The organism is uncultured Eudoraea sp. (assembly GCF_947258525.1).
GTDB lineage: Bacteria > Bacteroidota > Bacteroidia > Flavobacteriales > Flavobacteriaceae > Eudoraea.
The window spans coordinates 12,113-36,593 of sequence record NZ_CAMYIP010000118.1 but is presented as its reverse complement, the minus strand read 5'-3'; the positions used below and the strand labels follow the sequence as shown (position 1 = coordinate 36,593).

Annotated in this window: 25 protein-coding genes; 23 read left to right on the top strand and 2 right to left on the bottom strand. The window is 40.1% G+C overall.

Features of this window, described 5'->3' with window-relative positions; genetic code table 11:
* The first annotated feature begins 145 nt into the window (after positions 1–145).
* From Q0X89_RS09025 to Q0X89_RS08985, 9 genes are all read left to right on the top strand, one after another.
* Positions 146–595 carry a DUF6265 family protein gene (locus tag Q0X89_RS09025; RefSeq protein ID WP_297693319.1) on the top strand — a complete coding sequence of 150 codons (450 nt, stop codon included), beginning with the start codon at positions 146–148 and terminating at the stop codon, positions 593–595.
* A gap of 38 nt (positions 596–633) precedes the next feature.
* Entirely contained in the window at positions 634–1,617 is a 984-nt protein-coding gene (locus Q0X89_RS09020; RefSeq protein ID WP_297693317.1) for a sugar phosphate isomerase/epimerase, read from the top strand.
* A 316-nt stretch (positions 1,618–1,933) separates the two neighbouring features.
* On the top strand, positions 1,934–3,040 hold the full coding sequence (locus Q0X89_RS09015) for a serine hydrolase (RefSeq protein WP_297693315.1): 1,107 nt from the start codon (positions 1,934–1,936) through the stop codon (positions 3,038–3,040).
* A gap of 161 nt (positions 3,041–3,201) precedes the next feature.
* Complete coding sequence (locus Q0X89_RS09010; protein ID WP_297693313.1) at positions 3,202–3,558, top strand: VOC family protein; 357 nt, start codon at positions 3,202–3,204, stop codon at positions 3,556–3,558.
* A gap of 5 nt (positions 3,559–3,563) precedes the next feature.
* Positions 3,564–3,989: a VOC family protein gene (locus Q0X89_RS09005; protein ID WP_297693311.1), complete on the top strand. Its 426-nt coding sequence runs from the start codon at positions 3,564–3,566 to the stop codon at positions 3,987–3,989.
* A 185-nt stretch (positions 3,990–4,174) separates the two neighbouring features.
* On the top strand, positions 4,175–4,726 hold the full coding sequence (locus Q0X89_RS09000; RefSeq protein ID WP_297693309.1) for a hypothetical protein: 552 nt from the start codon (positions 4,175–4,177) through the stop codon (positions 4,724–4,726).
* 323 nt (positions 4,727–5,049) lie between these two features.
* A complete protein-coding gene (locus tag Q0X89_RS08995; RefSeq protein WP_297693307.1) occupies positions 5,050–5,913 on the top strand; it encodes a DUF1080 domain-containing protein in 864 nt (287 codons plus the stop codon).
* Positions 5,914–5,999: 86 nt separating this feature from the next.
* Entirely contained in the window at positions 6,000–7,370 is a 1,371-nt protein-coding gene (locus Q0X89_RS08990; RefSeq protein WP_297693305.1) for a hypothetical protein, read from the top strand.
* A gap of 39 nt (positions 7,371–7,409) precedes the next feature.
* The gene (locus tag Q0X89_RS08985; protein ID WP_297693303.1) at positions 7,410–7,907 is read left to right on the top strand and encodes a hypothetical protein; all 498 of its coding nucleotides are present in this window, start codon (positions 7,410–7,412) and stop codon (positions 7,905–7,907) included.
* 63 nt (positions 7,908–7,970) lie between these two features.
* Here Q0X89_RS08985 and Q0X89_RS08980 read toward each other — a convergent pair whose 3' ends face one another.
* Positions 7,971–10,685: a carboxypeptidase-like regulatory domain-containing protein gene (locus Q0X89_RS08980; protein ID WP_297693302.1), complete on the bottom strand. Its 2,715-nt coding sequence runs from the start codon at positions 10,683–10,685 to the stop codon at positions 7,971–7,973.
* 43 nt (positions 10,686–10,728) lie between these two features.
* Entirely contained in the window at positions 10,729–11,553 is an 825-nt protein-coding gene (locus Q0X89_RS08975) for a GLPGLI family protein (RefSeq protein ID WP_297693300.1), read from the bottom strand.
* Positions 11,554–11,874: 321 nt separating this feature from the next.
* Between Q0X89_RS08975 and Q0X89_RS08970 the strand changes: the two genes are divergently transcribed.
* The 14 genes from Q0X89_RS08970 to Q0X89_RS08905 all read left to right on the top strand — a co-directional run bounded on the left by Q0X89_RS08970 (position 11,875) and on the right by Q0X89_RS08905 (position 24,450).
* Positions 11,875–12,738 (top strand): hypothetical protein, encoded by an 864-nt coding sequence (locus tag Q0X89_RS08970; RefSeq protein ID WP_297693298.1) that lies wholly within the window; start codon positions 11,875–11,877, stop codon positions 12,736–12,738.
* A 225-nt stretch (positions 12,739–12,963) separates the two neighbouring features.
* On the top strand, positions 12,964–13,407 hold the full coding sequence (locus tag Q0X89_RS08965; protein WP_297693296.1) for a DUF664 domain-containing protein: 444 nt from the start codon (positions 12,964–12,966) through the stop codon (positions 13,405–13,407).
* Positions 13,408–13,455: 48 nt separating this feature from the next.
* Positions 13,456–13,998 carry a DUF4287 domain-containing protein gene (locus Q0X89_RS08960; protein ID WP_297693294.1) on the top strand — a complete coding sequence of 181 codons (543 nt, stop codon included), beginning with the start codon at positions 13,456–13,458 and terminating at the stop codon, positions 13,996–13,998.
* A gap of 20 nt (positions 13,999–14,018) precedes the next feature.
* Positions 14,019–14,432, top strand: coding sequence for a hypothetical protein (locus tag Q0X89_RS08955; protein ID WP_297693292.1), 414 nt, complete (start codon positions 14,019–14,021; stop codon positions 14,430–14,432).
* 46 nt (positions 14,433–14,478) lie between these two features.
* Positions 14,479–16,881, top strand: coding sequence for a penicillin acylase family protein (locus Q0X89_RS08950; RefSeq protein ID WP_297693291.1), 2,403 nt, complete (start codon positions 14,479–14,481; stop codon positions 16,879–16,881).
* A 49-nt stretch (positions 16,882–16,930) separates the two neighbouring features.
* Positions 16,931–17,719, top strand: a complete 789-nt coding sequence (locus Q0X89_RS08945; protein ID WP_297693289.1) for a DUF6090 family protein — start codon at positions 16,931–16,933, stop codon at positions 17,717–17,719.
* 26 nt (positions 17,720–17,745) lie between these two features.
* The gene (locus Q0X89_RS08940) at positions 17,746–18,117 is read left to right on the top strand and encodes a DUF1428 domain-containing protein (RefSeq protein WP_297693287.1); all 372 of its coding nucleotides are present in this window, start codon (positions 17,746–17,748) and stop codon (positions 18,115–18,117) included.
* A gap of 36 nt (positions 18,118–18,153) precedes the next feature.
* Positions 18,154–18,726 carry an SRPBCC family protein gene (locus tag Q0X89_RS08935; RefSeq protein ID WP_297693285.1) on the top strand — a complete coding sequence of 191 codons (573 nt, stop codon included), beginning with the start codon at positions 18,154–18,156 and terminating at the stop codon, positions 18,724–18,726.
* A 244-nt stretch (positions 18,727–18,970) separates the two neighbouring features.
* Complete coding sequence (locus Q0X89_RS08930; protein WP_297693283.1) at positions 18,971–20,635, top strand: hypothetical protein; 1,665 nt, start codon at positions 18,971–18,973, stop codon at positions 20,633–20,635.
* A 137-nt stretch (positions 20,636–20,772) separates the two neighbouring features.
* Positions 20,773–21,495 carry a DUF6090 family protein gene (locus Q0X89_RS08925; protein WP_297693281.1) on the top strand — a complete coding sequence of 241 codons (723 nt, stop codon included), beginning with the start codon at positions 20,773–20,775 and terminating at the stop codon, positions 21,493–21,495.
* A gap of 183 nt (positions 21,496–21,678) precedes the next feature.
* Complete coding sequence (locus Q0X89_RS08920) at positions 21,679–22,425, top strand: hypothetical protein (RefSeq protein WP_297693279.1); 747 nt, start codon at positions 21,679–21,681, stop codon at positions 22,423–22,425.
* A 157-nt stretch (positions 22,426–22,582) separates the two neighbouring features.
* Positions 22,583–22,945, top strand: a complete 363-nt coding sequence (locus Q0X89_RS08915) for a GIY-YIG nuclease family protein (protein WP_297693278.1) — start codon at positions 22,583–22,585, stop codon at positions 22,943–22,945.
* A gap of 28 nt (positions 22,946–22,973) precedes the next feature.
* Entirely contained in the window at positions 22,974–23,666 is a 693-nt protein-coding gene (locus tag Q0X89_RS08910) for a DUF6090 family protein (RefSeq protein WP_297693276.1), read from the top strand.
* The gene (locus Q0X89_RS08905) at positions 23,659–24,450 is read left to right on the top strand and encodes a DUF6090 family protein (protein WP_297693273.1); all 792 of its coding nucleotides are present in this window, start codon (positions 23,659–23,661) and stop codon (positions 24,448–24,450) included. The genes Q0X89_RS08910 and Q0X89_RS08905 overlap by 8 nt, the downstream gene beginning before the upstream one ends.
* Positions 24,451–24,481: the final 31 nt, after the last annotated feature.

The following is a 24,481-nucleotide window of genomic DNA, read 5'->3' as shown; positions in this document are numbered from 1 at the left end:
CAGGGCTTGCTTTGCCAGCACGAATTTCTAACACTAACCGTGTTAGATCCTCCGCTAGCTTCGCCCCCAATGGCGCGCCGCAATTATAGCCAAGACCGTTGTGTGCTATTAATAAAAGAAATAGCATAATTCTTAAAGTTGAAACATGAAAACTCTAACATACATATGCATTCTATGCCTTTTACTTGCCTGCTCTGAAAACAAATTATCAAGAATAGATTTTTTAATAGGTACTTGGAAAATGGAAGGAAAAGAACAATATGAAAATTGGGAATTATCCAATAACAAAGAACTAAATGGATATTCATATAAGTTTAAGGATAGTCAAAAAATAATTACAGAAACTCTTTCTATAAAAATATTGGAGAATACAGTCATTTTTGAAGCTACAGTTCCAGACCAAAATGAGGGAAAAACAATTCCGTTTACTTTAAATAATGAAATTAAAGACTATTTATCATTTGAAAATATTGACCACGATTTTCCAAAAAAAATTCAATATAAAAGAATAAATGAAAATGAAATTGAGGTTACTGTATTAGGTGATGAAGGCAAAGGATTTTCTTATAAGCAGATAAAACAAAAAACAAAGTAACAGAACACAAAGATGTTGTGCTTTATTAAAAATCAGATATGAAAAGACGAAATTTCCTTGCAACTTCAAGTGCAGCAACTACTGCTCTTTTACTATTTCCCGGCATGGCACCAAATAGTGCTCATAAAAATCTTAAGACAATCGGAGTACAGCTGTTTTCCTTACCTAAAATTCTTGAGAAAGATTTTAGAGGTGGAATAAGGGCACTTTCAGAAATGGGCTATAAAGAAATTGAAATGTACGGTCCGTATCCCTTTAGTGTAGATTCTGTGAAAGAGAGATGGAATTCCTTAGCACCCCGATTAGGGTTTAGTGGAAGTGGCTATTTTGGCCACACACCGAAGGAAGTCAGTACTATTTTAAAAGAATATGGAATAAAAGCTACATCTATCCATACAGACATGGAAACCTTGCAAACCCGAATGCAACAACTCGGAGAAGCGGCAGACCAAATAGGTTTTGAATACGTCGGACTACCTGCTATTCCTGAAGAAAAAAGGAAAACTTTAGATGATTATAAAATAGTAGCGGAAGAGTTTAATACTATAGGCGAACAGGCTAAAAAAGTGGGATTAAAGTTCGCGTATCACAATCATGGATATGGATTACAAGATATGGATGGTCAAATACCCTTACAGCTCTTACTTGAACAAACGGATCCATCCCTTGTATTTTTTGAATTAGATATCTTCTGGACAACTGCCGGCAGTGCTGATCCTATACATTATCTCAAGTCATACCCGGATCGATATCATTTAATGCACATAAAGGACATGAAAGAAGAAGTCAGGTTTTCTGGTGATGGAGGCAATCCCATGCAATGGATGGAACTATTTCCATATATGACAACAGCTGGTAGCGGCGTAATTGATATCCCCTCTATTGTTTCAGTTGCTGAAAAAGCAGGGGTAAAACATTTTTATGTAGAGCAAGATTTTGTGAAGGATCCGGAGATAGCTTTGAAAAAAAGCTTCGATTATTTAAAATCCATTAAACTAAAAGCCCCAAAGAATAAACAATAAAATCTTTACAAAAACCAAGTTTAACAACGTGCATATGTTCATCCCTGTGACTTGGGACAATTCATACTCGAATACGTTTTATTGCATTAAATAACCCAATGATAAAGTTCTTTAGTAAAATACCATGCAAGTGTATTAGTGCGATTACAATTAAATTGTCAGGTCGAGCGTTTATGCCGAGCTGGTACCTCGAGCCTAGTCGAGAGGTGTCGAGGCGTTGGCAATAATTATGATACAAATGAAAAAATATATGATTCTTTTTTTTCTGATACCTCTATCAGAAATAGGTTATTCTCAGAAAATTGATAATTCCATATTGGAAGAAATAAAAAGGAAGTCTTTGGAATCAAATTCCGATGCTGTAATTATTAAACAGAATGGAAAAATCATCTATAAGGAATATTTTGGGAAAGAAGAAATACCAATTTATATAGCCTCTGCAGGTAAATCGTTGACAAGTTTGGCGATAGGAAGACTGGTTGACAAAAAACTATTAGACTCACTGGATCAACCTGTTCATACAATATATCCGCAATGGAAACAAGGGCGCAAAAAAGAAATAACAGTGAGAATGCTTCTAAATCATACATCTGGATTGCAAAATAACCCAAATGCGAGTATAGAATTAGAGCCGGCACCTGATTATAAAGTTAATAACATAATCGACCTCGCTTTGTCAGCAGAATTATCGGATACGCCAGGACAAAAAGTAAAATACAACAATAAGGCAGTCGCCCTTTTAGGAGGTATTGTACAAGAGTTGTCAGGAAAGTCATTCGACCATTTTTTTGTTGACGAATTTTTTAAACCAATAAATATCGTACAGTATGAATGGATAAAAGATAAATCTGGAAATCCTACAGTTCACGGAGCTTTTGTTATTAAGCCATCCGATCTAATCAAGTTCGGAGAATTAATCCTTAATGAAGGTGTTTATAATGGCAAACAGATTATCAGCAAAGAATGGATAAATGAATCCTTAAAACAAGGTCAAAGATTTAAACCAATTTGGGGATTACTTTGGTGGCGACTTCCAAAATATGAAAAGAGAATAATTGACGATGAAATTTGGTCATCTTGGAAAGAAGCAAAAGTTGATAACGCATTTATGAATAAAATGAAATCAATGAAAGGCAAATTATATGAATCAAAATATGACTTTTACAGTGATTTAGATAAGATATTTGGTAAGGATTGGAATCAAATTATAAATGCAGAATTACCGCCAACAGTAATATCCAGTAAAAGAATATATAGTGAAGATATAGTCGCATATTATGCTGATGGGTATAGGGGTAATTATTTGGTAATCGTACCAGAATCCAATATTGTCGCAGTTAGGTGCGCGGACAATGATGGATTCAATTATCAGACCGATTTCTTTACTCAATTTGTAAGTCTCATTTCTAAGTTAGGAAAATAAAATCCTTGCCAGCAATGTATATTAAGTCATAGTTCACTCGGTCGCTACGATTCATATGCTAGCCGTTTGCGGTCATTTAGGGTACCCTTACAGCGCATAAAGTGGAGACAACTGAACTGAAAACTAAAAACGGAAGATCAAAAATTTAAATGCGGAATTATATGCTCACAGACATCAATCCGAAATTACCAATGCGGGACAAAAGTGTAACGCACTCGTATTATTCCAACCAATTAGGATTTAAGGTATTTGGAAGTGCCGACTATGACGGCTACTTGATGATGGAAAAAGACCAAATTCAAATTCATTTCTTCGAATTTAAAGAACTTGAGCCCAAAGAGAATTACGGACAAGTTTATATTCGAACCGACAATATTGATGAATTTTATAGATCACTATTGGAAAAACAGACTAAAATTCATCCGAATGGAAAATTGGAAACCAAACCATGGGGACAAAAAGAATTTTCGCTTCTTGACCCGGACAACAACCTATTGACATTCGGACAAACTATTTAGAAAAAATGAAAACAACGACATTTCTAACATTTGTAGGTGATCAATGCGGAAAGGCTGAAGAAGCGATACAATTTTACACGTCAATCTTTCCGAATTCAGAGATCAAAAGCATAATCAATTACGCAAAAGGAGAGGCTGGTGGAACACCAGAGCTTATCAAATATGGAGTATTTACATTAAATGGTACAGAGTACAGGGTTTCCGAAAGTAATTTTAATCACGCCTGGTCATTTACGCCAGGGGTATCACTTTTCGTTGATTGTAGCACTGAAAATGAGATACGAACATTATTCGAAGAACTTTCTTCAAATGGAGGTCAGATCATGGTACCTCTTGACAACTACGATTCAGGCGATTACGGCTTTGGTAAAAAATTCGGATGGTGTGAAGACAAATACGGTATTTCATGGCAATTTAACCTTTCAGAATAATTTCGAATTGTAGTAATAGCTTCCCTACCTAAAGGAATAAACGAAATGGAAAAATCAAAATAACGAAAGGCTTACAATGTAAATAAGCCATGTAAACAGCTCATATGCAAGACCATTCGTGACAAGGGAATCTGAACTAAGCGTGTTATAGCATAAAATAAAAACTATCGTGAAACTAGAAACATATGAAATTACAATCAGTCATCAATAATAGGATCCAAGCAACAATAGGTGCATTCATTTTGACCTTTGCATGTATTCTCTGGGAATATTTTAATGGTGGGGTTGTTAGCCACCATTTACTTGCAAGAGAAGATCTCCCCGCATTCTCTAATTGGTGGGGGCTGCTCACTGTTCCTTTATTATTTTGGATAGCTATTTCCCTAATAAACCGAAGACAAGAGAATAGTGACGAATTGAAATCAAATTTTCAGGAAAATGAAACTGCCGTCTTCAGACGGTTTATAGCAGCTCTGGTATTTGGTATTCTAATATCCTTATTATGGGAATTTAAATTTGAAAGTATCCTAAAATACTTGATTTTATTTCCAATTCTTGTGGCTTTTTTTATTCCCGTTCATTTGCCTGAATATTTAATGGGATTCGTACTTGGGATGATATTCACGTTCGGAGGTGTATTACCTATAATAATTGGGGTCATATTATTGGTAGCATGCTTAATAATAAATAGGTTAGTACGATTTTTTAGAACTTTAATTAAATCGAAAGCCGGGTGATCAACTATAAAGTTAGACCCCGTCGCTAGCAAGACCTAAAACCAAGCTATGCATGGTAAACCTGCCTGACTAAATAGCAATACGCTATCAGACACGCGGTCTCCGGCGGCCCGGCGGCCAAAGCCTTGCGCCTCGGCCGACGCCATAGGCTTTTGCCGACGGCGGTCCGCTAAAGCTTCAGCGGCACGCGGATGGCGACGGCACGCAGGCAGGCGACAAATGACAATCTAAATCCGTCCAGAATCCCGATCGGATAAAATGGTATCTTAGACAGTAACGAGTGACAAGTAGCTTTAATGCTAATGGTGTGAAATCTTCGAATTATGAACGCAAAATATCTTGTCCTAATATGCATTCTAACGGCCTTTGGGTGTAAGCAGGAAGAAAATAAACCCCCAGATTGGACCTATCTATTTGATGGGAAAGATCTGGAACAATGGGATACCTACCTGGGCCCTCGTTTTGGGCCTGAAGTAAGCTGGGAAAACATTGAATCGCAACTACCTATTGGACACAACACTGATTCCTTAGGGGTATTTTCGATCGACGACCCGGATGGTGAAGCTGTATTACGCATTTCCGGAGAAGTTTGGGGAGGTGTTTTTACAAAGCGGGAATTTGAAAACTACCATCTGCAGCTTCAGTTTAAATGGGGATATAAGAAATGGTATCCCAGAGGAGAACCATCTGATAAAAGAGATAGCGGCCTTCTATATCATGGGATTGGAACGCATGGAGAAAATGATCTGTTCTGGCTAAAATCGCAGGAATTTCAAATTCAAGAAGGCGATTGTGGAGATTTCTGGGGCGTCGCAGGAACAATAATTGATATAAGGGCACAAATGGGTAAGGACAGCACCTATTATTATAACCCTAATGCGGAACTTTTAACTTTTAGTGAGCAGAGTGAAAATGGCAGGAATTGTAAAAAACAGCCCGATGCTGAAAAACCAAGTGGCAAATGGAACACTATAGATCTTTACTGTTTTGAAGGGACAAGTGTGCACATGGTTAATGGAACCGTAACCATGATATTACACAATTCACGCCACTATACGGAGGAAGGGAAAGAGGTTCCCTTAACTAAGGGGAAAATTGAATTGCAATCAGAATCCGCCGAAGTATTTTATAAGGATATTAGAATAAGGCCTATTGAGGCATTGCCAATGGAATTCTCTGAAGACTAATTCAATTATCAAGATGATCACAGTTGCTTGTTGTCCTAAAATTGAAAGCCAGTCCTGTTGCGAGTGCAAAAGTTTTTTTTGGTGCTATGGTAGGTAGCATCGGCTATAAGCCCATTGGGCATAATCCAGGAAAAGTCATGATCAAGTTGAAATTTCTTACTCCCTTATACTTAATGTGTTTAGTCCTGGCTCTTTCCTGTAAAAAGGACCCTTCACACGGTGTCGCGTTTGAAGGAGGACAGGTGTTCAACGGGCAAACGTTTGAATCCAAAACCTTTTATGTCATCAATGGTTTGATCTCATTTAATCCCCCTGGCACTTTGGATAGTACCATCCAACTTGATCGACATTATGTCATTCCCCCTTTTGGAGATGCCCACACCCATAATCTTGCAGATCCTTCCAAGATTGACAGCCTGGAGAAAAAATATGTTCAGGACGGGATCTATTACGTTCAGGTCTTGACCAATTATGCGTCAAAAGCAGATTCAGTACGCGACAGATTTTCGAGCCCAGAAACTATCGACGTAAAATACGCCAATGGTGGACTTACATCAACCTTGGGACATCCGCATTTGGCCTATGAGACATCTGCGCTCAATCTACACTGGTCTGCAATGTTCTCGCAGCGCGATCGTATAAAACAAAGCAGGCTGGCCGAAAATGATGCCTATTGGTTCTTAGACACAACTGAAGATGTAGCACAAAAATGGGATGCTATATTAACCATAAAACCCGATCTGATCAAGATCTATCTAATTAACACTGAACGCCATGAAGCGCTCGTAGAGGCAGAGCAAATGGGAAATTTCGGGTTGTCTGAAGATGTCGCTCGTTTAGTGGTGAAGAAGGCACATGAGGCCGGCCTAAAAGTGTATGCCCATGTGGAAAATGCCTATGACTTCAGGGTAGGCCTGAACATAGGTGTAGATGGATTTGGCCATTTGCCCGGCTACAGCTGGGATGGAAAAGCAGATGTCGACATGTACCGTCTGACAGATGAAGACATCGCTAAAGCCAAAGATCGAAATATAGTGATCATACCAACAGCTAATTTTGCACAGGTATATGCTGTGAAGTATGACAATCGGGGTAACCCCTCACTGGATAGCCTCCGATATGAAACGGTCAATCAGTTTTTAACCAAAGAGCTTAAGCGACTCAATAAGGCGGGTGTATCCATAGCGCTGGGTGCCGACCAAGATGGCGAAACCAGTATACTGGAAGCAAATTATTTAGTAGACAAGCTCGAGGCTTTTGACCGACTTACCGCATTAAAGTTACTTGCTGAAACTACCCCCCAGACCATATATCCAGACCGGAAAATAGGTGAATTAAAGGAGGGGTATGAAGCAAGCTTCTTAGTTTTGAGTGGTAATCCATTAAATAATTGGGACTATATTGATTCCATCAATCTATATGTTAAGCAAGGTAAATTTTTGAATATAAAGCAATGACGCCTTTTACTTATGACACTTGCACTTAAAAAAAGAACTATGAAATACGCTATTAGTAAAATATTTCCTGTCCTTATGTTCCTGATCACATATGTCAGTTTTGCTCAAAATACCATTTCGCCGGACGACTTAACCATGATCGCTGGTGAATGGGAAGGCACACTTACCTATATGGATTACAGCACTAACAAGCCTTTTACCATGCCAGCCAATGTGACTGTGCAAAAAGGTAAAAATGAATACCAGGTTCAACTGCTTTACAAGTATCCAAATGAACCCAATGCGAATAGTAGGGGAAGGATCAAGATCTCCAAAGATGGGTTGCTAATAAACAAGACCAGGGTGAGAAGCAGGGAAGTATTACCGAATAAAGTGGTTAAAATTACCACCGAATATGAGGGCAAAGACAATAATATGAGCGCATTAATAAAGAATGTCTACATATTGGGACCAAAACAATTCCTGATAAGGAAGGAAGTGAAATTTGATGATGTAGCTGACTGGCTAATGCGAAATGAATATAGCTTTATGAGATAATTTTGGAGCCGCAAACAAGTCTGAAAACCAACTTGAACATTCCTTTGAGAATACACCTTTGGATCAAAGTGTATAAACAACCCTAAAAGTCACAAATTGGGGCTGTATAAAAGTCTCTGAAGTGAAAACGGATACATTATTCGCCCTGTTCCTGACCTGGGCGTCAATATCCAAAATGTTTGTAGCCTTGATCTCATACTCCCATTTGGCATCCTTATCCTTCCTGTACGTAAGAAAGGCATCCAGGTTTTGGAAGGATTGTGAATCCCCGTTACCTAGGTCTTGTTGAGTATAAGTATAATTCGTTCGGAATGTCACCGCTTTCCAGATATAGGCATCAAACTCTATTGAGGGTGCCTGGGTCACAAAAGTGGTCTCTCCCCCACCCTGATTGTTGTTGGTTACGCTATATCTGTACCTGAAAGTCACATTGGGTGCTATTTTAAAATTCGTGCGAAGCCCGGGGGTATACGTTTGCGTGTACGCCTCATTTAAGGAGCGTTCACTTTGAATAAACTGATTGATCTTGCTGTAGTTGAAACTGGCATTTAATGTGGCCCTGATCTTACCAAAGGTTCGCTGAATACGCCCAAAAACATTGACGTTTTCATCGGCAAAATTGGAATTAAAGAAGGTGCTGGTACGTATTACATTCTCGAAATTGGTCAAACTGCGTATCTGATCGATATTATTCGAATATGCCGCACGTGCAAAAACATTGGTATAATTGAAGAGGTTAAAACTGCTATAGAAAAGACTAATGTTATGCGATAAGGCATTCTGTAATGCTGATTCTCCAAATTGGATGCTGTTCAAATTATTTAGAACGAGCCCTTCAGCCAATCGTGTCACATCCGTGAATTGATTGCGCATGTCATATCTCAACGTCAGGGCCTCACTTTTTTTGAATTGAATTCGGGTTTCGAAATCCGGTAAAAATCGCAAAAAGTTGTCCTCAAAAGTCTCTCCAAACTGCACATTCCTGTTCCCATAGGCATGCACTGAAAAACCAGGCGTGATCGTGAACTTGCCTGACTTCAAGCGGTAATGCAACCCCGCATATAGATCACTGAAGCTATATTCTGTATCGTTGGTGGCTCTGCCTTCGTTGATTGTAGGTGTTGGATCTACTTGTGCACCCCCGGCTAAAAACTGGAATATATTAGAATTGAATTCTTGCCTGCTGAGGATCACCCCCAGGGTAAGGTTAATATTACTCTTGGCATTGAGGATGTTGTAATAATCTAATTTGGCATCAAGTTGATTCGACTTTATCCGGCGGTTTTGGCCTAGATCATACGTCGGTGAATTCGTATTCAATCCCAGGGCTTCGGCAGTTGAATCAAAGGCATCTTCCCCATTGGGATCATTTGCCAGCAGCGCCCTGTAAAAAGGATCTTCATTCTTTAGCAAGTGCTGTGCTTCAAAAGCAAAAATATTTCTCTCATTCAGGGTGTAATAGTAATTTATGTTCTGATTAATGCTGTAAGGAGTGACTTCTTGCAGCTGCTGCGTATTCCCTATTACGGAAGACAGCACATTTTGATCCTGTCGGTCATTTGAAACGCGGGCCAGGATATCATAATCCAGTTGGTTATTAAAGTTGGGCTGGTAGGATGCACTGAGTTTCATCAAACCCTGATCTGAACGTTCCAGGCTTGATTGATCTGTAGTTTCATCAGGAATTCCCAGATCAGGATCTGTATAGCGTATAAAACTCGATTCATTGGAAAGGATACGACTGCTGTTGTAAATAAGAAATCCGCTCAAGTCCAGCGCCTGACTCGGTGAGTAACTAAAATTACCTGAAGCCAGTTTATTCTCGATCTCCAGGGCATTGCTTTGGGTTGTCAAAAAGTCAAGACTATTATCGCCCAGGTTGATATTAGTTCCGCTGCTCCGGCTTGGTGACTGAAAACCTCCGCCAAAATTTCGTATATCACGACGGGTCAGGGCGACTTCCCCTGTATTATTGAGATCGCCGATAAAATTAAGGCTGTATTTCGGACTGTAGTAAAACAGCTTAGGCTGTAACAAGTACAGCGCGTCATCCGGTGCGTTACCACCCCCGGCAGTGACGTTTCCAAACCAAAAACTTTCTTTTCCTTCCTTAAGCTTAATATTCATGGCCACATTATCCTGGTTATTGGTCACATTTCTTAACTGGCCCACTTCCGAGTAATTACGCAATACCTGAATTTTATCGACAGCTTTCGAGGGTATATTTTTAGTGGCCAACTTGGTATCCCCGTCAAAAAAGTCCTTGCCGTTTACCATGATCTTGTTCACGACCTTGCCTTCCACTTCAACCTGGCCATCTTCATTGATCTCAACTCCGGGTAAATTTTCCAGTACATCCTCTAACTTGCGTTCTGTCCCATCCTGAAAAGAGTCTGCATTATAAACCAGGGTGTCTCCTTTCACAGCAACAGGCATCTCATAAACAAGCTCCACGCCTTCCAGAACATTATCCGGTTTCAAGGTATAGTCTTTACGGATATTATTTTCTTCTGTTGCTATGATATCTTCTAAGGTTTTCATCCCCACGTAACTGATCTGGATCTTATAGCTGCCATTTTTCCCCAAATCCAGTTTGTATTGGCCTTGCGCATTGGTAATACCATAGGATTTCAATGCACTTGATTCCTGATCAATGGCTATGACATTCGCCAATTCCAAAGGCGTATTCAGGCTGTCCTTGACCACACCCTCAAGCGTGATCTGAGCATAGGATATGCTGACTGTTAGAAATAATAGGAGAAAGCAAATGCGTTTCATGGATGTTCAGTACCTAAGTAAAGGGTGAAAAATTTTACTATACTTATCGGCTGCGTCGTCTGCCGCGGTTGTCTCTCATCTCGCGCATTTTGTCAGTAATTGTCGCTTTGTAAGAAGATCTTGTTATGACTTTTCCCTTATCAGGAGCCTCAATTTTTAGCTTTGTATCAGGATTCATCACAATTTTAGAGCATAGCATTGTAGTGTTACCTGCACTTACTTCCAAAATAAGACCAGGAAGCCCCCAATACTCTGCCGGGCCATGTGCTACCGGAATTTGAGGGGTATACCATGCTTCTATATTGGTCATTTGGATCTCAGGTTCGGAAGAATCAGCATCATCTGAGGTAGCGGATCTCAACTCACCCCAGGAAAAGTCGTACCATTGCAATTCGGTAGCAGGCACTGAAGCCGATGCTTTAAAACACAAATATTGCCCGATCTGTTTAGATTCGGTACCCATATTCCATGCAATGGGCTGCAGTTCATCCTTAACCAAAAATAACTTGCCGTAAAATTCCTGGCTTTGAACCAGGGCATTTTCTTTTATATTTTTGTATTGATCGCCCCGCGAAAAGTTGTTGCCCCAGGAATCCGTAGCCCCGGACATAGCGTCTAATTTATCCTCTTCCTCAAAAAACGATTCCTCCTTATTGAAGTTTAAAACATAGGTTTTTTCCAACCGATTTTTAAGCCGGGCTTGTACTTGCTTTTTTTGTGCTTCACTAAGCCGGGCACCCCAGTTCCCGAGCTCCATGGTGGATTTTGAAACATAAAATGCCTGTCCTTGGAATTCCTGAACTGCCGGAATAAAGGAAAAAAGTAATAGGAAGGCTAAAGAACTGAATTTAAAGAGAATAGCTTTCATAAGGGAAATGGTATAGTTATGATTGTTTAACAAATATAGTAAATGTTTAAACATTTTTAACTGTGTTATTAAAATATTAACAGAAATTAGCGCTGATTAAACCCTTCCGCTGAAGCTATTTTGCAAGCAATTGGCAGCCAGGATCCAAGTCGCCAAGTCTCACTGATAGGAATTGGAATTTCAATCGATGTACTTTTCTAATAGTACTTTGACGGACGGGGTGGAATTTGTATTTTGAGACCTGCATGCCCGTAGGCCGGTTTGCCCGTTGTCATGGGCAGGCTGTGGCCGTTGAAACTAGTATGGTAAAAAGGACGCCTAATGAATAGACTGGTTTTATTCTTCTTCTGTCTTATCTTCAGTTCAGTTGATCTGGGGGCTCATCCTGGTGTCGGGATCGTTATGGACAGTAAAGGCAATGTCTTTTACACAGACTTATCGCATGTTTGGAAAATCTCAAATAATGGAGAGCTGTCAATTGCCGTCAAAAATGTTCATACGCATGAACTCTATATAGATGAAGAAGATAATCTTTACGGGGAACATGAATGGTATGAAGGGGAAGCCACAGATAAGTGGGGTAACTATGTGTGGTGTTTAGGTAACGATGGCATATTCGAAAAAACCATTCAAGATGTTGAGGGTTTTCTCGACGATAACACCTTGGTAAGAGATAATGAGAATAGTACCTATTGGGCAGAAAAGACCGGTGACCATGAATTGTTGATAAAACAAACATCAAGTGGTGATCGCTTATCCGTTACAGAACATACTTTCACCGATATCCGCTGGATGCATTATTCTAAACATGATAACAACCTTTATGTTGTGGATCATTTAAAAATTAAAAAAGTTACTTTGGAAGGAGACGTAACCGTAGTTTCAGATGCGCTAAAAGAATCCGGAATTTCATTCGGAGGTGTGGAAGATCGCCACTACATATTTGGTCTTTGGTCAGATCAAGAAATGAATCTTTATGTAGCAGTTTACGGAGCGGGCAAAGTAAAGAAGATAAGCCCTGATGGAGAGATCACCACGATTTTTCAATCCAACACATTCTGGGCTCCCGCGGCAGGCTTGATAGCACCCGATGGTACACATTGGATCATGGAGTTTTCTAAAAGAAACAGAACGCGTGTACGAAAAATTCCCAGGGATGGTAAACACACGATATATAAAAGTTAAGCTTTTTGATAAAGAAAAACTACTGCCATCTACTCCTATGACCAAGCTTTATAAGCTCCGAATAAATTAAATACATTTAAAACAAGTATAAACACATAAAAAATGCATTTGTTCAAAAAATTATGTTGCCTTCTCCTATTCTATTGTCCTCTGTCTTTTCTCCAGGCTCAGTATAAGATCCAGCCTAGAGAGGGCTACACCCCTCAGATCGGTATAATGGTAGATATGCTGGAGGAAATAAAAGACCAGATAACCGGAGAGATACAGGATCTTACCCAGGAACAGACAGACTTTCTTTTAGATGATCAGGCCAACAGTATTGGGGCCATGATCATGCATTTAGCGGCAACTGAAGCCTATTTCCAGGTAGAATCCCTGGAAGGGCGCACGTGGACAGAAGAAGAGGCTGCCTACTGGAGTGTAGGCGCAGGGCTGGGAGAAACATCCAGGGAAGCGTTTAAGGGAAAACCCATCCAGCACTACCTGGATATCTGGAATGAGGTGCGAAGCAAAACCCTGGAAGGTTTTAGAGAAAAAGACGATGCCTGGTTTGCATCGGATATTGACGAAAATATGAACTTCCATTGGGCCTGGTTCCATGTGTTAGACCATTCGGCAAATCATATGGGACAAATCGCCCTGGTTAAAAAACGAATACCCAAACCTTGAAAAGTCAAATTCGAGTATGAAAGCAATTAGTAACAATTAAATAGCACCATGGACAAAGCACTGCAAACAATGATCGCCAATATGCCCGAAAAAACGGGCAAATCTTTAGACGAATGGGTTAAAATTTTAAAGGAGAAGTCCTTTGCAAAGCATTCAGAAGCCGTCAAATACCTGAAATCTGAGCATCAAGTCACCCATGGTTTTGCCAATACGATCGTCTCGCTTGCCAAAGACATGGATTCCCCTGAAGTGGATCTGGTGTCTGAGCAGTACAAAGGCAAAGAAACCCTCTACCCTATTTATCAAAAATTGATCGACGCTATTAAGTCGCTCGGTAGTGATGTGATAATTACACCCAAAAAGGCAAGTGTAAGTATCATTCGAAAACGGCAATTCGTATTGATCAAACCCGCAACCAAGACAAGAATTGACCTGGGTTTTAAACTAAAGGACAAACCGATTACAGGCCGACTCGAAAATTCCGGTCCCTTTGCTTCGATGTGCACGCACAGGGTGCAATTACATGATGTCAATGATATTGACGACGAATTGAAAGCCTGGATCAAAGAGGCGTACGACAAATCCACATAGCGGCCCTCATCCTAGTCAGCATGACTTTAGTTCTGGTCTATCTAAGTTCGAATACCGCCTGGCATTTTCCATTAATGATCCTGGCTTCCCTCCTGCTCTTCTTATTTATAATTAGGATAGTTATCGGCAAAACACGTTTTAAAGAACAATTCAGGCTTGTGCTGCTTCTCTCCTTCTTACTAGTCGTCCTGGGGATGTTGTTTGGCAAATATGGCGCACAATGGGGCTTGCCATGGTGGATCTACTACCCTATTCCTATGTTAATGACGCTACTTTTGCCACCGATCCTACTGAAATTAAATACCAAGAGAACCATCATATACCTTTTCCTGAGTTTCCTGTCAGCCCCCTTTATTCATACCTTCTTTTCTTTTTTCCTGGGATGGACGGAGTATATGCCGTTTTGGGATATTCCTTACCTTGGAGATCTCTAAAAGCAACTACACCTAAAATCAAGGAAGTAGAAAAAATAAACCTTTTATGAAGATCACATATACATTGCTTCTTGCTTTTTGTATTGTAATACTTAGAGCACAGGACTATCCGGTAAAGGGCTTAGAAAAACCTGTTGAAATTCTGGTAGATGCCTGGGGTATACCCCATATATATGCTGAAACTGAAGAAGATCTTTTTTTTGCACAGGGATGGAACGCAGCAAGAGACAGGTTGTTTCAGTTTGAAGTCTGGCGGAGACAAGCTACTGGTACTGTGGCAGAACTTCTGGGGGTACGAGAGCTCAAGAGGGATATAGGGACCCGATTATTTATGTTCAGGGGAGATATAAATGACGAGATGAGCCATTATCATGAAAATGGCAAGGCCATCATCACTTCCTATGTCAAAGGTGTGAATGCATACATTGATTATATAAATTCCAAGCCGGATGAGTTGCCATTAGAGTTTAAATTACTGGATACAAAACCGCAACATTGGACACCGGAAGTAGTCATATCAAGACACCAGGGACTGCTTGGGAATATTGGCCAGGAATTGACAATCTCGCGACAGGTTGCCAAAGTAGGTGTTGAGAAAGTTAAGGAGATTAACTATTTCCACCCCGGAGATCCTGATCTAACCATAGACCCTAAAATAGATCAATCCCTGTTGTACGATGACATATTAGCGCTTTATAATGCCTATAGGAGACCTCTTAGATTCCAGCCTGAAGATATAATCGCAAATGTCAGGAATGATTTGGATAGCTATAGATATTTAGCCGAACAGAATACCGAATCTGGCGCAATTGAAAAAAAATATGATCTGGACAATTTTGGGAGTAATAATTGGACAGTAGCAGGCGAACATACAGCGAGTGGATATCCTATGTTGGCCAACGATCCACATCGTACACAGGCTGTACCATCACTTCGTTATATGGCGCATCTGGTAGGTCCGGGATGGAATGTAATAGGGGGAGGCGAACCAGAGATTCCGGGTATATCGATTGGCCACAATGGTACAGGCGCTTGGGGACTGACTGTCTTCCGAACTGATGCTGAAGATCTTTATGTATATGATACAAATCCGCAAAATCACGATCAATACATGTATCAAGATGCTTGGCTGGATATGGAAATCATAAATGAAGAAATAGCTGTCAAAGGACAGAGATCCAGACAGGTTCCATTAAAATATTCAAAACATGGTCCAATAGTGTATGAGGATCCCGAAAATCACAAAGCGTATGCTGTGAGATGTGGCTGGCTGGAAATAGGAGGTTCCCCATATCTTGCAAGCTTGCGCATGAATCAATCTCAAACTTTTGAAGAATTTAGAGAAGCATGTAATTATAGTAATATCCCTGGTGAGAATATGATATGGGCCGATAAAGAGGGAAATATCGGATGGCAAGCAGTAGGCATAGCTCCTGTCCGTAAAAATTTTAGCGGCATGGTTCCTGTTCCCGGCGATGGATCCTACGAATGGGAAAAGTATTTGGAGATCAAAAAGAAACCGAACGTTTACAATCCTGAATCAGGCATTTTCTCAACTGCAAATCAAAATGTAACGCCTATTAATTATCCTCATATGGATGCCATTGGATTTTCCTGGTCAGATCCATACAGAGGTCAGCGAGTAGATGAAATGTTGAAAAATGGCAGGAAACACACGGTAATGGATATGGCGGAATATGTAACTGACTATACTTCATTAGCTGCAAGACTTATTTGTCCCCTATTGAAGAATCTAAACGCCAAGGATGAACTTGCTGAAAAAGCCAGGTTAATGCTTGTAGAATGGGAAGATCATCAATTAAACCCCGACTCAAAAGAAGCTGCCATATATGTCACATGGGAAAGGCTGTTAAAAGAGAAAATGGAATCTCTGGTCATCCCGGAAGAAATCCGGGCTATTAGTAATCTTCAATTAACTAAAGTCGTCAACTGGTTGGTTTTCCCTGATGGAAAATTTGGAACCGATCCTATTAAGGGTAGAGACGCATTTATTTTACAAGCACTAAAGGAAAGCGTGAACAAGTTAAAAGTCAGGTTGGGAAATGATATGGCGAAGTGGCACTATGGACAAGAAAAATTTAAGCATATCAAACTTAGGCATCCAATGAGTGCTGCAGTGGATTCAATCACAAGGGAGAAATTAGAAGTAGGACCACATCCCAGGGGAGGCAATGGCACTACTGTTGGAAGCACAGGCAATAATGACAACCAATCCAGCGGCGCTTCTTTTAGGGTGATAATCGATACCGGGGATTTTGATAGCTCTTTGTTTACTAATTCTCCGGGGCAATCTGGAAATTCTGATAGTCCTTTCTATGAAAATCTATTTGATACCTGGGCAAAAGACAAGTTCTTTCCATTATTCTATAGTAGGGAGAAAGTCGAATCGGTGAAAGCAAAGGCGATCAAGCTTGTTCCAAAAAAATAATTGAATTGAAATTGGTGCTGGGAATTTGTATTTTAACAACCATTATTCCATGATAAAATTCTTCAGACGGACTCGTCAAAATCTTCTAGCCGAAGGCAAAACAGGAAAGTATTTGAAATACGCCATTGGTGAAATTCTATTGGTGGTTATTGGGATCTTGATCGCCATACAAATAAACAATTTTCAGGAACAAAGTATAGAAGACTCCAGGGAACAAGCTATTTTGAAACAACTCAGGGCTGAGTTCAATTCAAATCTAAATCAGCTGGATTCTAAAATAGCATTGCGTAATGATGTCATGAATGATTTAGAAGACTGTTTGCACTATTTTGCTGTTCAAGAGGTACCGAGTGACTCATTATTAACGGCAAAATTAAGTGCCTTGATGTTGCCCTTAACCTTTGACCCCATTCAAAACGAATTAGTAGGCTCTGGTAAAATTCAACTCATAAAAAATATTGAACTTAAAACCCTCCTTACGAATTGGGCTTCTGATGTGCATCAACTTCGCGAAGTGGAACAGATATATGTGGATTACTTTTCAAATTCCATTATTCCTTTTTTCAATAGAACCGGCACTGCCAGAAACATCATCAAAAGTTTTTGGTCAGATAGCACCCGAACTTCATATTTGATGGAAGAATATGACCGCAAGGAACCAAATTTTGTAAATTCAAGCATAGCGCCTACATCCGTAAGCCTGCTCAATAATGCGGAACTCGAAGGTCTAATTTCAATGGGCTATGCCTTGAATATTACCAACAGTTATGAATCCCAGGGATTGCGAAAGCGAATAAATGAAATATTACGATTGATAGAGATCGAAATAAAAGAGTAAAAAAACATAAAAACCAAGGAGAAAACATGACTAGTTATATAGACGGATTCGTCCTACCTGTTCCCCGAAAACATTTAGATCAGTACCGGCAAGTGGCCGAAAAGATAGCTTCCATTTGGAAAGAACACGGTGCCCTCGCCTATTATGAATTTGTGGGAGAGGATATGAATTTAGAAGGCACACGTTCATTTATCGAAGCTACTGCGGCTTCAGCCGATGAGGCCGTTGTCTTCGGCTTGGTTGTATTCCCTTCTAAGGAAGTACGTGACTATGCAAATAAGCAGGTACCGGCAGACCCAAGAATGACGGAGCTGGTTGGGCATTTGACCGATCCGTCAAGATTGATATTTGATGCCTCGCGAATGGTGTATGGTGGATTTCAAGCCCTTATCCAATAATTACTAAACAAATAGAAACACATAAATTAATTAGGTATGAAAATTTTAAAATATGCACTCGGAATTATCGCCCTTCTTGTTCTTGTATTTATCCTGATCGGTGCCTTTTCATCGGAAGTAGCCTATAAAAACGTGATTACCGTGAACAAGCCCCTGGCTGAAAGCTGGGCTGTGAGTCAGGATGAAGAAAGAATGGCCGACTGGCTGGATGGTTTCCAGAAAATTGAGCATGTGAGCGGCACGCCAGGTACGGTAGGTGCTGTATCAGATGTTTATTTTATTGATGACGGACAGGAAATGGTCATCCGGGAAACCATAACGGATATCGTTCCCAATGAATCTATTACCATGACATTTGAGAATGATTTTATGAATATGGATTATATCCTCCGTATGTCTGAGATGGAGGGCAAAACAAAAATAAGTTCGAGCACAACGGCTGTAGGGAATGGTATGTTCTCAAAATCGCTAATGGCTTTGATGAGCGGTACTTTTGTAAGCCAGGAGGAAACTAATCTCTTCAATCTTAAAAGGACTATTGAGGAAAACACAAAAAACTACTTTCCGGTAGTGGAAGAGCCTAAGGAAGAAACGGAGGAACAAGAATAGATGCTTAAATTCTCATACTTTAGTCAAAGGGTAGGTCTCGACTCCGCTCGACCTGACAGCTTGATGTGAACGCTCAACCTGACAATAACTAAACTATGCCAATATATTTAATCAAGTACGAAAATCTTTCTCCTCCATGGAGGGTCGCCGACGCTTCATAGCTTTTCGGCCTTCGTAGCCATGCTACTATGGCGAAGTAGGTTAGCGACGAAGCGGATTTAGGGGTGGGTAATCACAACAAGCAATGAAACATATAGTAAGCTTTCTTTTTATCTGTTTAATACTGAGCGGTTGCAACGACCCTGGTAAATCAGAGGTGCAAGAAACAAGCCCCTCCTTTCAAAGCACCAGCTATGATGATTTGGTCCTATTATTCAATGAATGGCGGTCCTTTGAAAAGCCCCCACTTATGGATGGTGCGCCAGATTATACAAAAGCGACCTTTGACAAACGCTGGTCTGAATTCAAAGAACTACAATCCCAATTAAAAGCCATTGACACAACGCATTGGTCTGTGGAGGATCAAGTCGATTGGATGATCGTTTGGGCAGAGATGAATGGCTATGATTTTAATCATAACATATTGAAACCCTGGGTGCGCGATCCGGCATTTTACAACGTAGTTTGGACCTATAAAAGTGATGTTCCCGCACATGAAGGTCCAACAAACCATGGCACAACTGAACTATGGACGTATCAGTTCCCATTATCTGAATCGGAACGTTCGCGATTCATCAGTGACCTGCAAGTGATACCTCCATTTTACAGACAAGCCAAACAAAATTTAACCGGCAATGCCCGGGATCTTTGGGTTACGGGAATACGAGACATTAAAACCCAAAGCGATGTTCTTGCCACACTGAGATCAAGACCCGGTGTCGCAGATGATACAGCGTTGATCTCTGTGATCAATGAAGCTATCGGTGCCACCGATGACCTGGTTTCCTGGTTACATGATCAGTCGACGTCTAAAACAGGTCCATCAGGAATTGGTAAGGAAAATTACAGCTGGTATTTGCAAAACGTACATTTAGTCCCATTGACCTGGGATGACGAAGTGATGCTATTAAAAAGGGAATTAGCCCGCGCGTGGACTTCATTGAAGCTTGAAGAACATCGAAACAGAGGCCTTCCTGAACTGGTTGATGCCAATTCTCCGGAAGCCTATGATAAAATGGCTGATGAAGCTGCTAAAAGTTTGATCGATTTTTTAGACCAGCAAGACATCGTTACTGTGAAACCCTATTTTGATCCTGCATTAAGGGAACATCTGGGCGCATTTGTGCCTAAAGAAAAGCGCAACTTTTTTGTAATTGGGGAACATTATGACCCAAGACCCTTGTATTCGCATTTTTACCATTGGTTTGAATTGGCAAGAATGGAGGTGGAGCCCCACAAAAGTGTCATAAGAAAAGGGCCTTTATTATACAATATTTTCGATTCCAGGAACGAAGGAACAGCAACCGCAGTTGAAGAAATGTTCATGCAAGCTGGTTTGTATGATGATAGCCCCAGAAGCAAAGAGATCGTATACATAATGATCGCTCAGCGTGCTGCAAGAGGTTTGGGTTCCCTATATGCCCATAGTAATGAAATGACCATGGAAGAAGCAGGAGGTATTCACAGTGAATACACCCCTCGCGGATGGATGAAAACCGAAAAAGAGCTTCTTATTTTCGAGCAACATTTGTATTTACGCCAACCCGGTTATGGGACAAGTTATATCACTGGAAAATATTTGCTCGAAAGCGCTTTGGCGGATTATGCTCAAATTCAAGAGCTCAATAATGAACCCTTCGTAACCAAAGACTTTTTTGATACCTTGAATAGCATAGGGAACATCCCGATCTCATTGGGTCATTGGCAAATGACAGGGCAAAAGAAACATTTAGCAGCAATTAGTAAATGATCAAATTCTTTCTTAAAAAAACCATGGGCAGTTCGAGTGTCCACCTTCGGTGGACGTATCGAGAAATGCCTTAATTCAGTCACTTCTCGATACACACTGAAACAAGTTCAGTGCACTCGAAGTGCAAATCAAAAATCATGATCAAATTTTTTAGACACATTAGAAAAGACCTAATGGAAACAGGAAAAACTGGAAAGTACTTGAAATACGCGATTGGCGAGATCCTTTTAGTCGTTATTGGAATATTGATCGCCTTACAGATCAATACCTGGAATGAAGGAAAAAAAGCAAAAGTTATTGAAAGAGAACTTCTGCAACAGTTTTCAACCGAATTAACCTTGGATATTCAGGGCATTAAAAATACAATTGGGATCTACCAGGGGGTGCGAAATTCGTGTACGATCCTGATTAGTCATTTAAAAAATAAGAAGTCGTACCACGATTCCCTGAGCTATCATTTTGCTATTTGGAATGATTATGAACATTTTAATATAAACAACGGGGCCATATCGAATCTTAATGCAAGGGGGGTCGACATCATTTCTAGCTCTGAATTAAGAAACAGTATCCTTAAACTTTACAACCAGAGTTATTCCTATGGCAAAGACATTGGTGGCTTTTTCAGGGAAGATCATATCAATTTCACATATCCTATGTATCTTAAACGGATAGAGCCCGTCCAATGGAAGTCTATCGCTATCCCCAATGATTATGAATCCCTTTTAGAAGATGATGAATTTATGAACCACTTGCAGTGGATCAGGAACGCTTCTACCTATAATTTGGATTTCTTCGATGAATTAGTTGCCGAAATAGAAAGCGTGATCAAGGCTATTGAAACAGAACTGCAAGACTCATGATCAAGTTTTTAAATTAATACAATGCAGGCATATTAGTGTCAATAATATTAGATTGTCAGGTCGAGCGTTTATGCCGAGCCTGTCGAGGCGGAGTCGAGACCTATCAATAGTGTCAAGAAATGATCAAATTCTTTCGTCAATTACGAAATCCTTCCCCTCCTTGGAGGATAAAAGTGAAAACATATGATCCCGTTTTTTAGAAAAATACGCAGGAAAATGGCAGATGATAACAAACCGATGCAATATATGCGATATGCCATTGGAGAGATCCTCCTGGTAGTCATAGGTATTCTAATTGCGCTTTCGATTAACAACTGGAATCAGGATCGTATTGAGCGTAAAATCGAAAAAAGATTGCTTGTAGAATTATTTGAAAATCTGGAGTTTAATGAGAAGAATTTAGAGTCGGACATTGCTGAAGAATACAAGTCAATTAATTCCATAAAACATGTGCTTACCATCCTGAACAACAGGTTACCCTATCATGACAGCATGGATTATCATTTTGGCCGTGCTCAGTACTCACCGGATATTATCCTCTCTGCTACAGCATTTCATTCCATTCAAAGCAAGGGATTCGACATCATAACCTCGGATAGTTTACGGAACGCTATTATCACATTGTTCGACAATGACTATGGCTTTCTTATCTCCCAAACGGTACGACTGGAAGATCAATTCTGGCCCAGCTCTCTCCTACCCATTTACCACAAGCATTTTCGGATCAATGATATGGAAGGTAGTCCGTATAATGACCGCCTGAATTCAAAACCGGTGGATTACGATGCGCTTTTAAATGATTCGGAATACCATAACATTATAAAGCACAGGGGTGGTTTCAGGTATCAAGGTGCCGCCTTAAAGAAAGATGCCTTGAAAAAAACCATCGCCTTAAAACAACAGATAAGGAGCAATTTAAATAATGAATAGCACAACCTGATGTTCAAGTTTTTAAAGTAATACAATGCAGGCTTATTAGTGTCAATAATATTAAATTGTCAGGTCGAGCGGAGTCGAGACCTAATACTAGTTGATAAAAAGCTGTCAGGTCGAGCGGAGTCGAGACCTCTTTAATAATAAGGTGCCAATGAAGCTCTATTATGTTTACATACTTCAATGTTCAGATGGCTTGACATATACAGGAATGACAAACAATATTTCGAGGCGATTCGAAGAGCACCAAAGAGGTATGAACAAGTCTTGTTTTACATTTAAAAGAAGACCCGTCCGATTGGTGTTTCATCAAGAATTTAATGATGTTGATCAAGCGATATATTTCGAAAAAAGAATAAAAAATTGGAGTAGTAAAAAGAAGCTGGCCCTGGCAAACGGAGATTACGATCTATTAAAACTATTAGCACAGTGCAGAAATGAGACGCATGCTAAGAATAGGACGCAGGTAGTAGGTCTCGACTCCGCTCGACCAGACATAACAAGAGCAAGGGATTAAATTTTTTAGACACATTAGAAAAGATTTAATGGAAACAGGAAAAACTGGGAAATACTTGAAATATGCCATCGGGGAGATCCTCTTGGTAGTTATTGGGATATTGATCGCGCTTTCTATCAATAATTGGAATGAGGAAAGGAAAGAAGCCAAATTGGCCAAGGTCTATTTAGAAGGTATCAAAAATGATCTCAAAAAGGACTTTGTACTTTTGGATAGTATCATTCACCAAAATTCTAAAGAAATCAGCTTATTCAATAGTCTATCACCCGTATTTCGGGAAGCCATTTACGCTCCTGACAGGTATAGCGGTTTCTTTATTGAACCTGATACCACACACTATAAATATATCTTTTACAGGGGAATCTCATTCCGGCCTATTCGGGCTACCTATAATTCACTTGTTGCAGACGGTAAATCCAGCCTGATAAAAAACCGCGAGCTCTTCGCCATGATCCAGCAAATCTATGATGAACGTCACGCCCGTATGGCCAGCGTCTATGAGACGTTGAAGCCTAGCGAGGATAGGATACACTGGACCTATGCCTCTGAAAGGATACATTGGACCTATACCGACCTGAAAAGCGCTGCGGACGACAAGATCTTTCTGGATCTATTCAATTTCTTAGAAATCAAGTTTTTTTACAATCAGCACTTGTTTGATCTTAATGAAAATATGACGGAAGTAGTACGTCTGATCGATAAGGAACTAGCAAATGATTAAAATCTTTCGCCAAATACGATACAAGCTTATGAGTGAAGGTAAAACGGCAAACTACTTGAAATACGCCATCGGGGAGATCTTTCTGGTGGTCATCGGGATTCTGATCGCGCTTTCTATCAATAATTGGAATGAGGGTCAAAAAACAAAAGACAAGGAGCAAGTACTTCTTGGCCAGTTAAAACAAGAGTTTGAGGACGACCTCAGACAGCTCAATGATAAGATCGCCATTAGAAATAGGATCATTTCCTCCTGCAAAGTCATCTTAAATACCCTGGATGAAAAATTGGAAATTGAGAATGATAGCTTGATCTTCCATTTACAGCGAACCCTTTATACGCCGACATTCAATGCTAACTCAGAAAGCTTCTTTGCCTCCAAGGATATTAATTTAATTCAGAACGATTCGCTAAAAAACCTCCTTTCAAAATGGCCGACAAGAGTGGATGAACTTGTTGAAGAAGAAGTGGTCTTGTTAAACCATAGAGACAACTTTTACATGCCATTTTTGAATAAACATATTCAAATACGAGATCTGTTTCAGCAGGTGGAACAGGATCTGGGCATCCAGGATCTGATCTATCCGCAAGGCAGCGATCGCCTGGATGCCTTTATCGGAAGAACTAACATGCAGGAAAATGTCAATAGAATACTTCAGGTTGAAGACCTGGAAGATTACATAAGCTTTATAGCACTATTCTCGAATATTGCCAATGCTCAATCCGTTCCGTTACGGACACATATTGATCTAATTCTGGACCAGATAAACGAAAGTCTGGATAAGTAATGATCAAATTTTTTAGACAAATTAGAAAAGA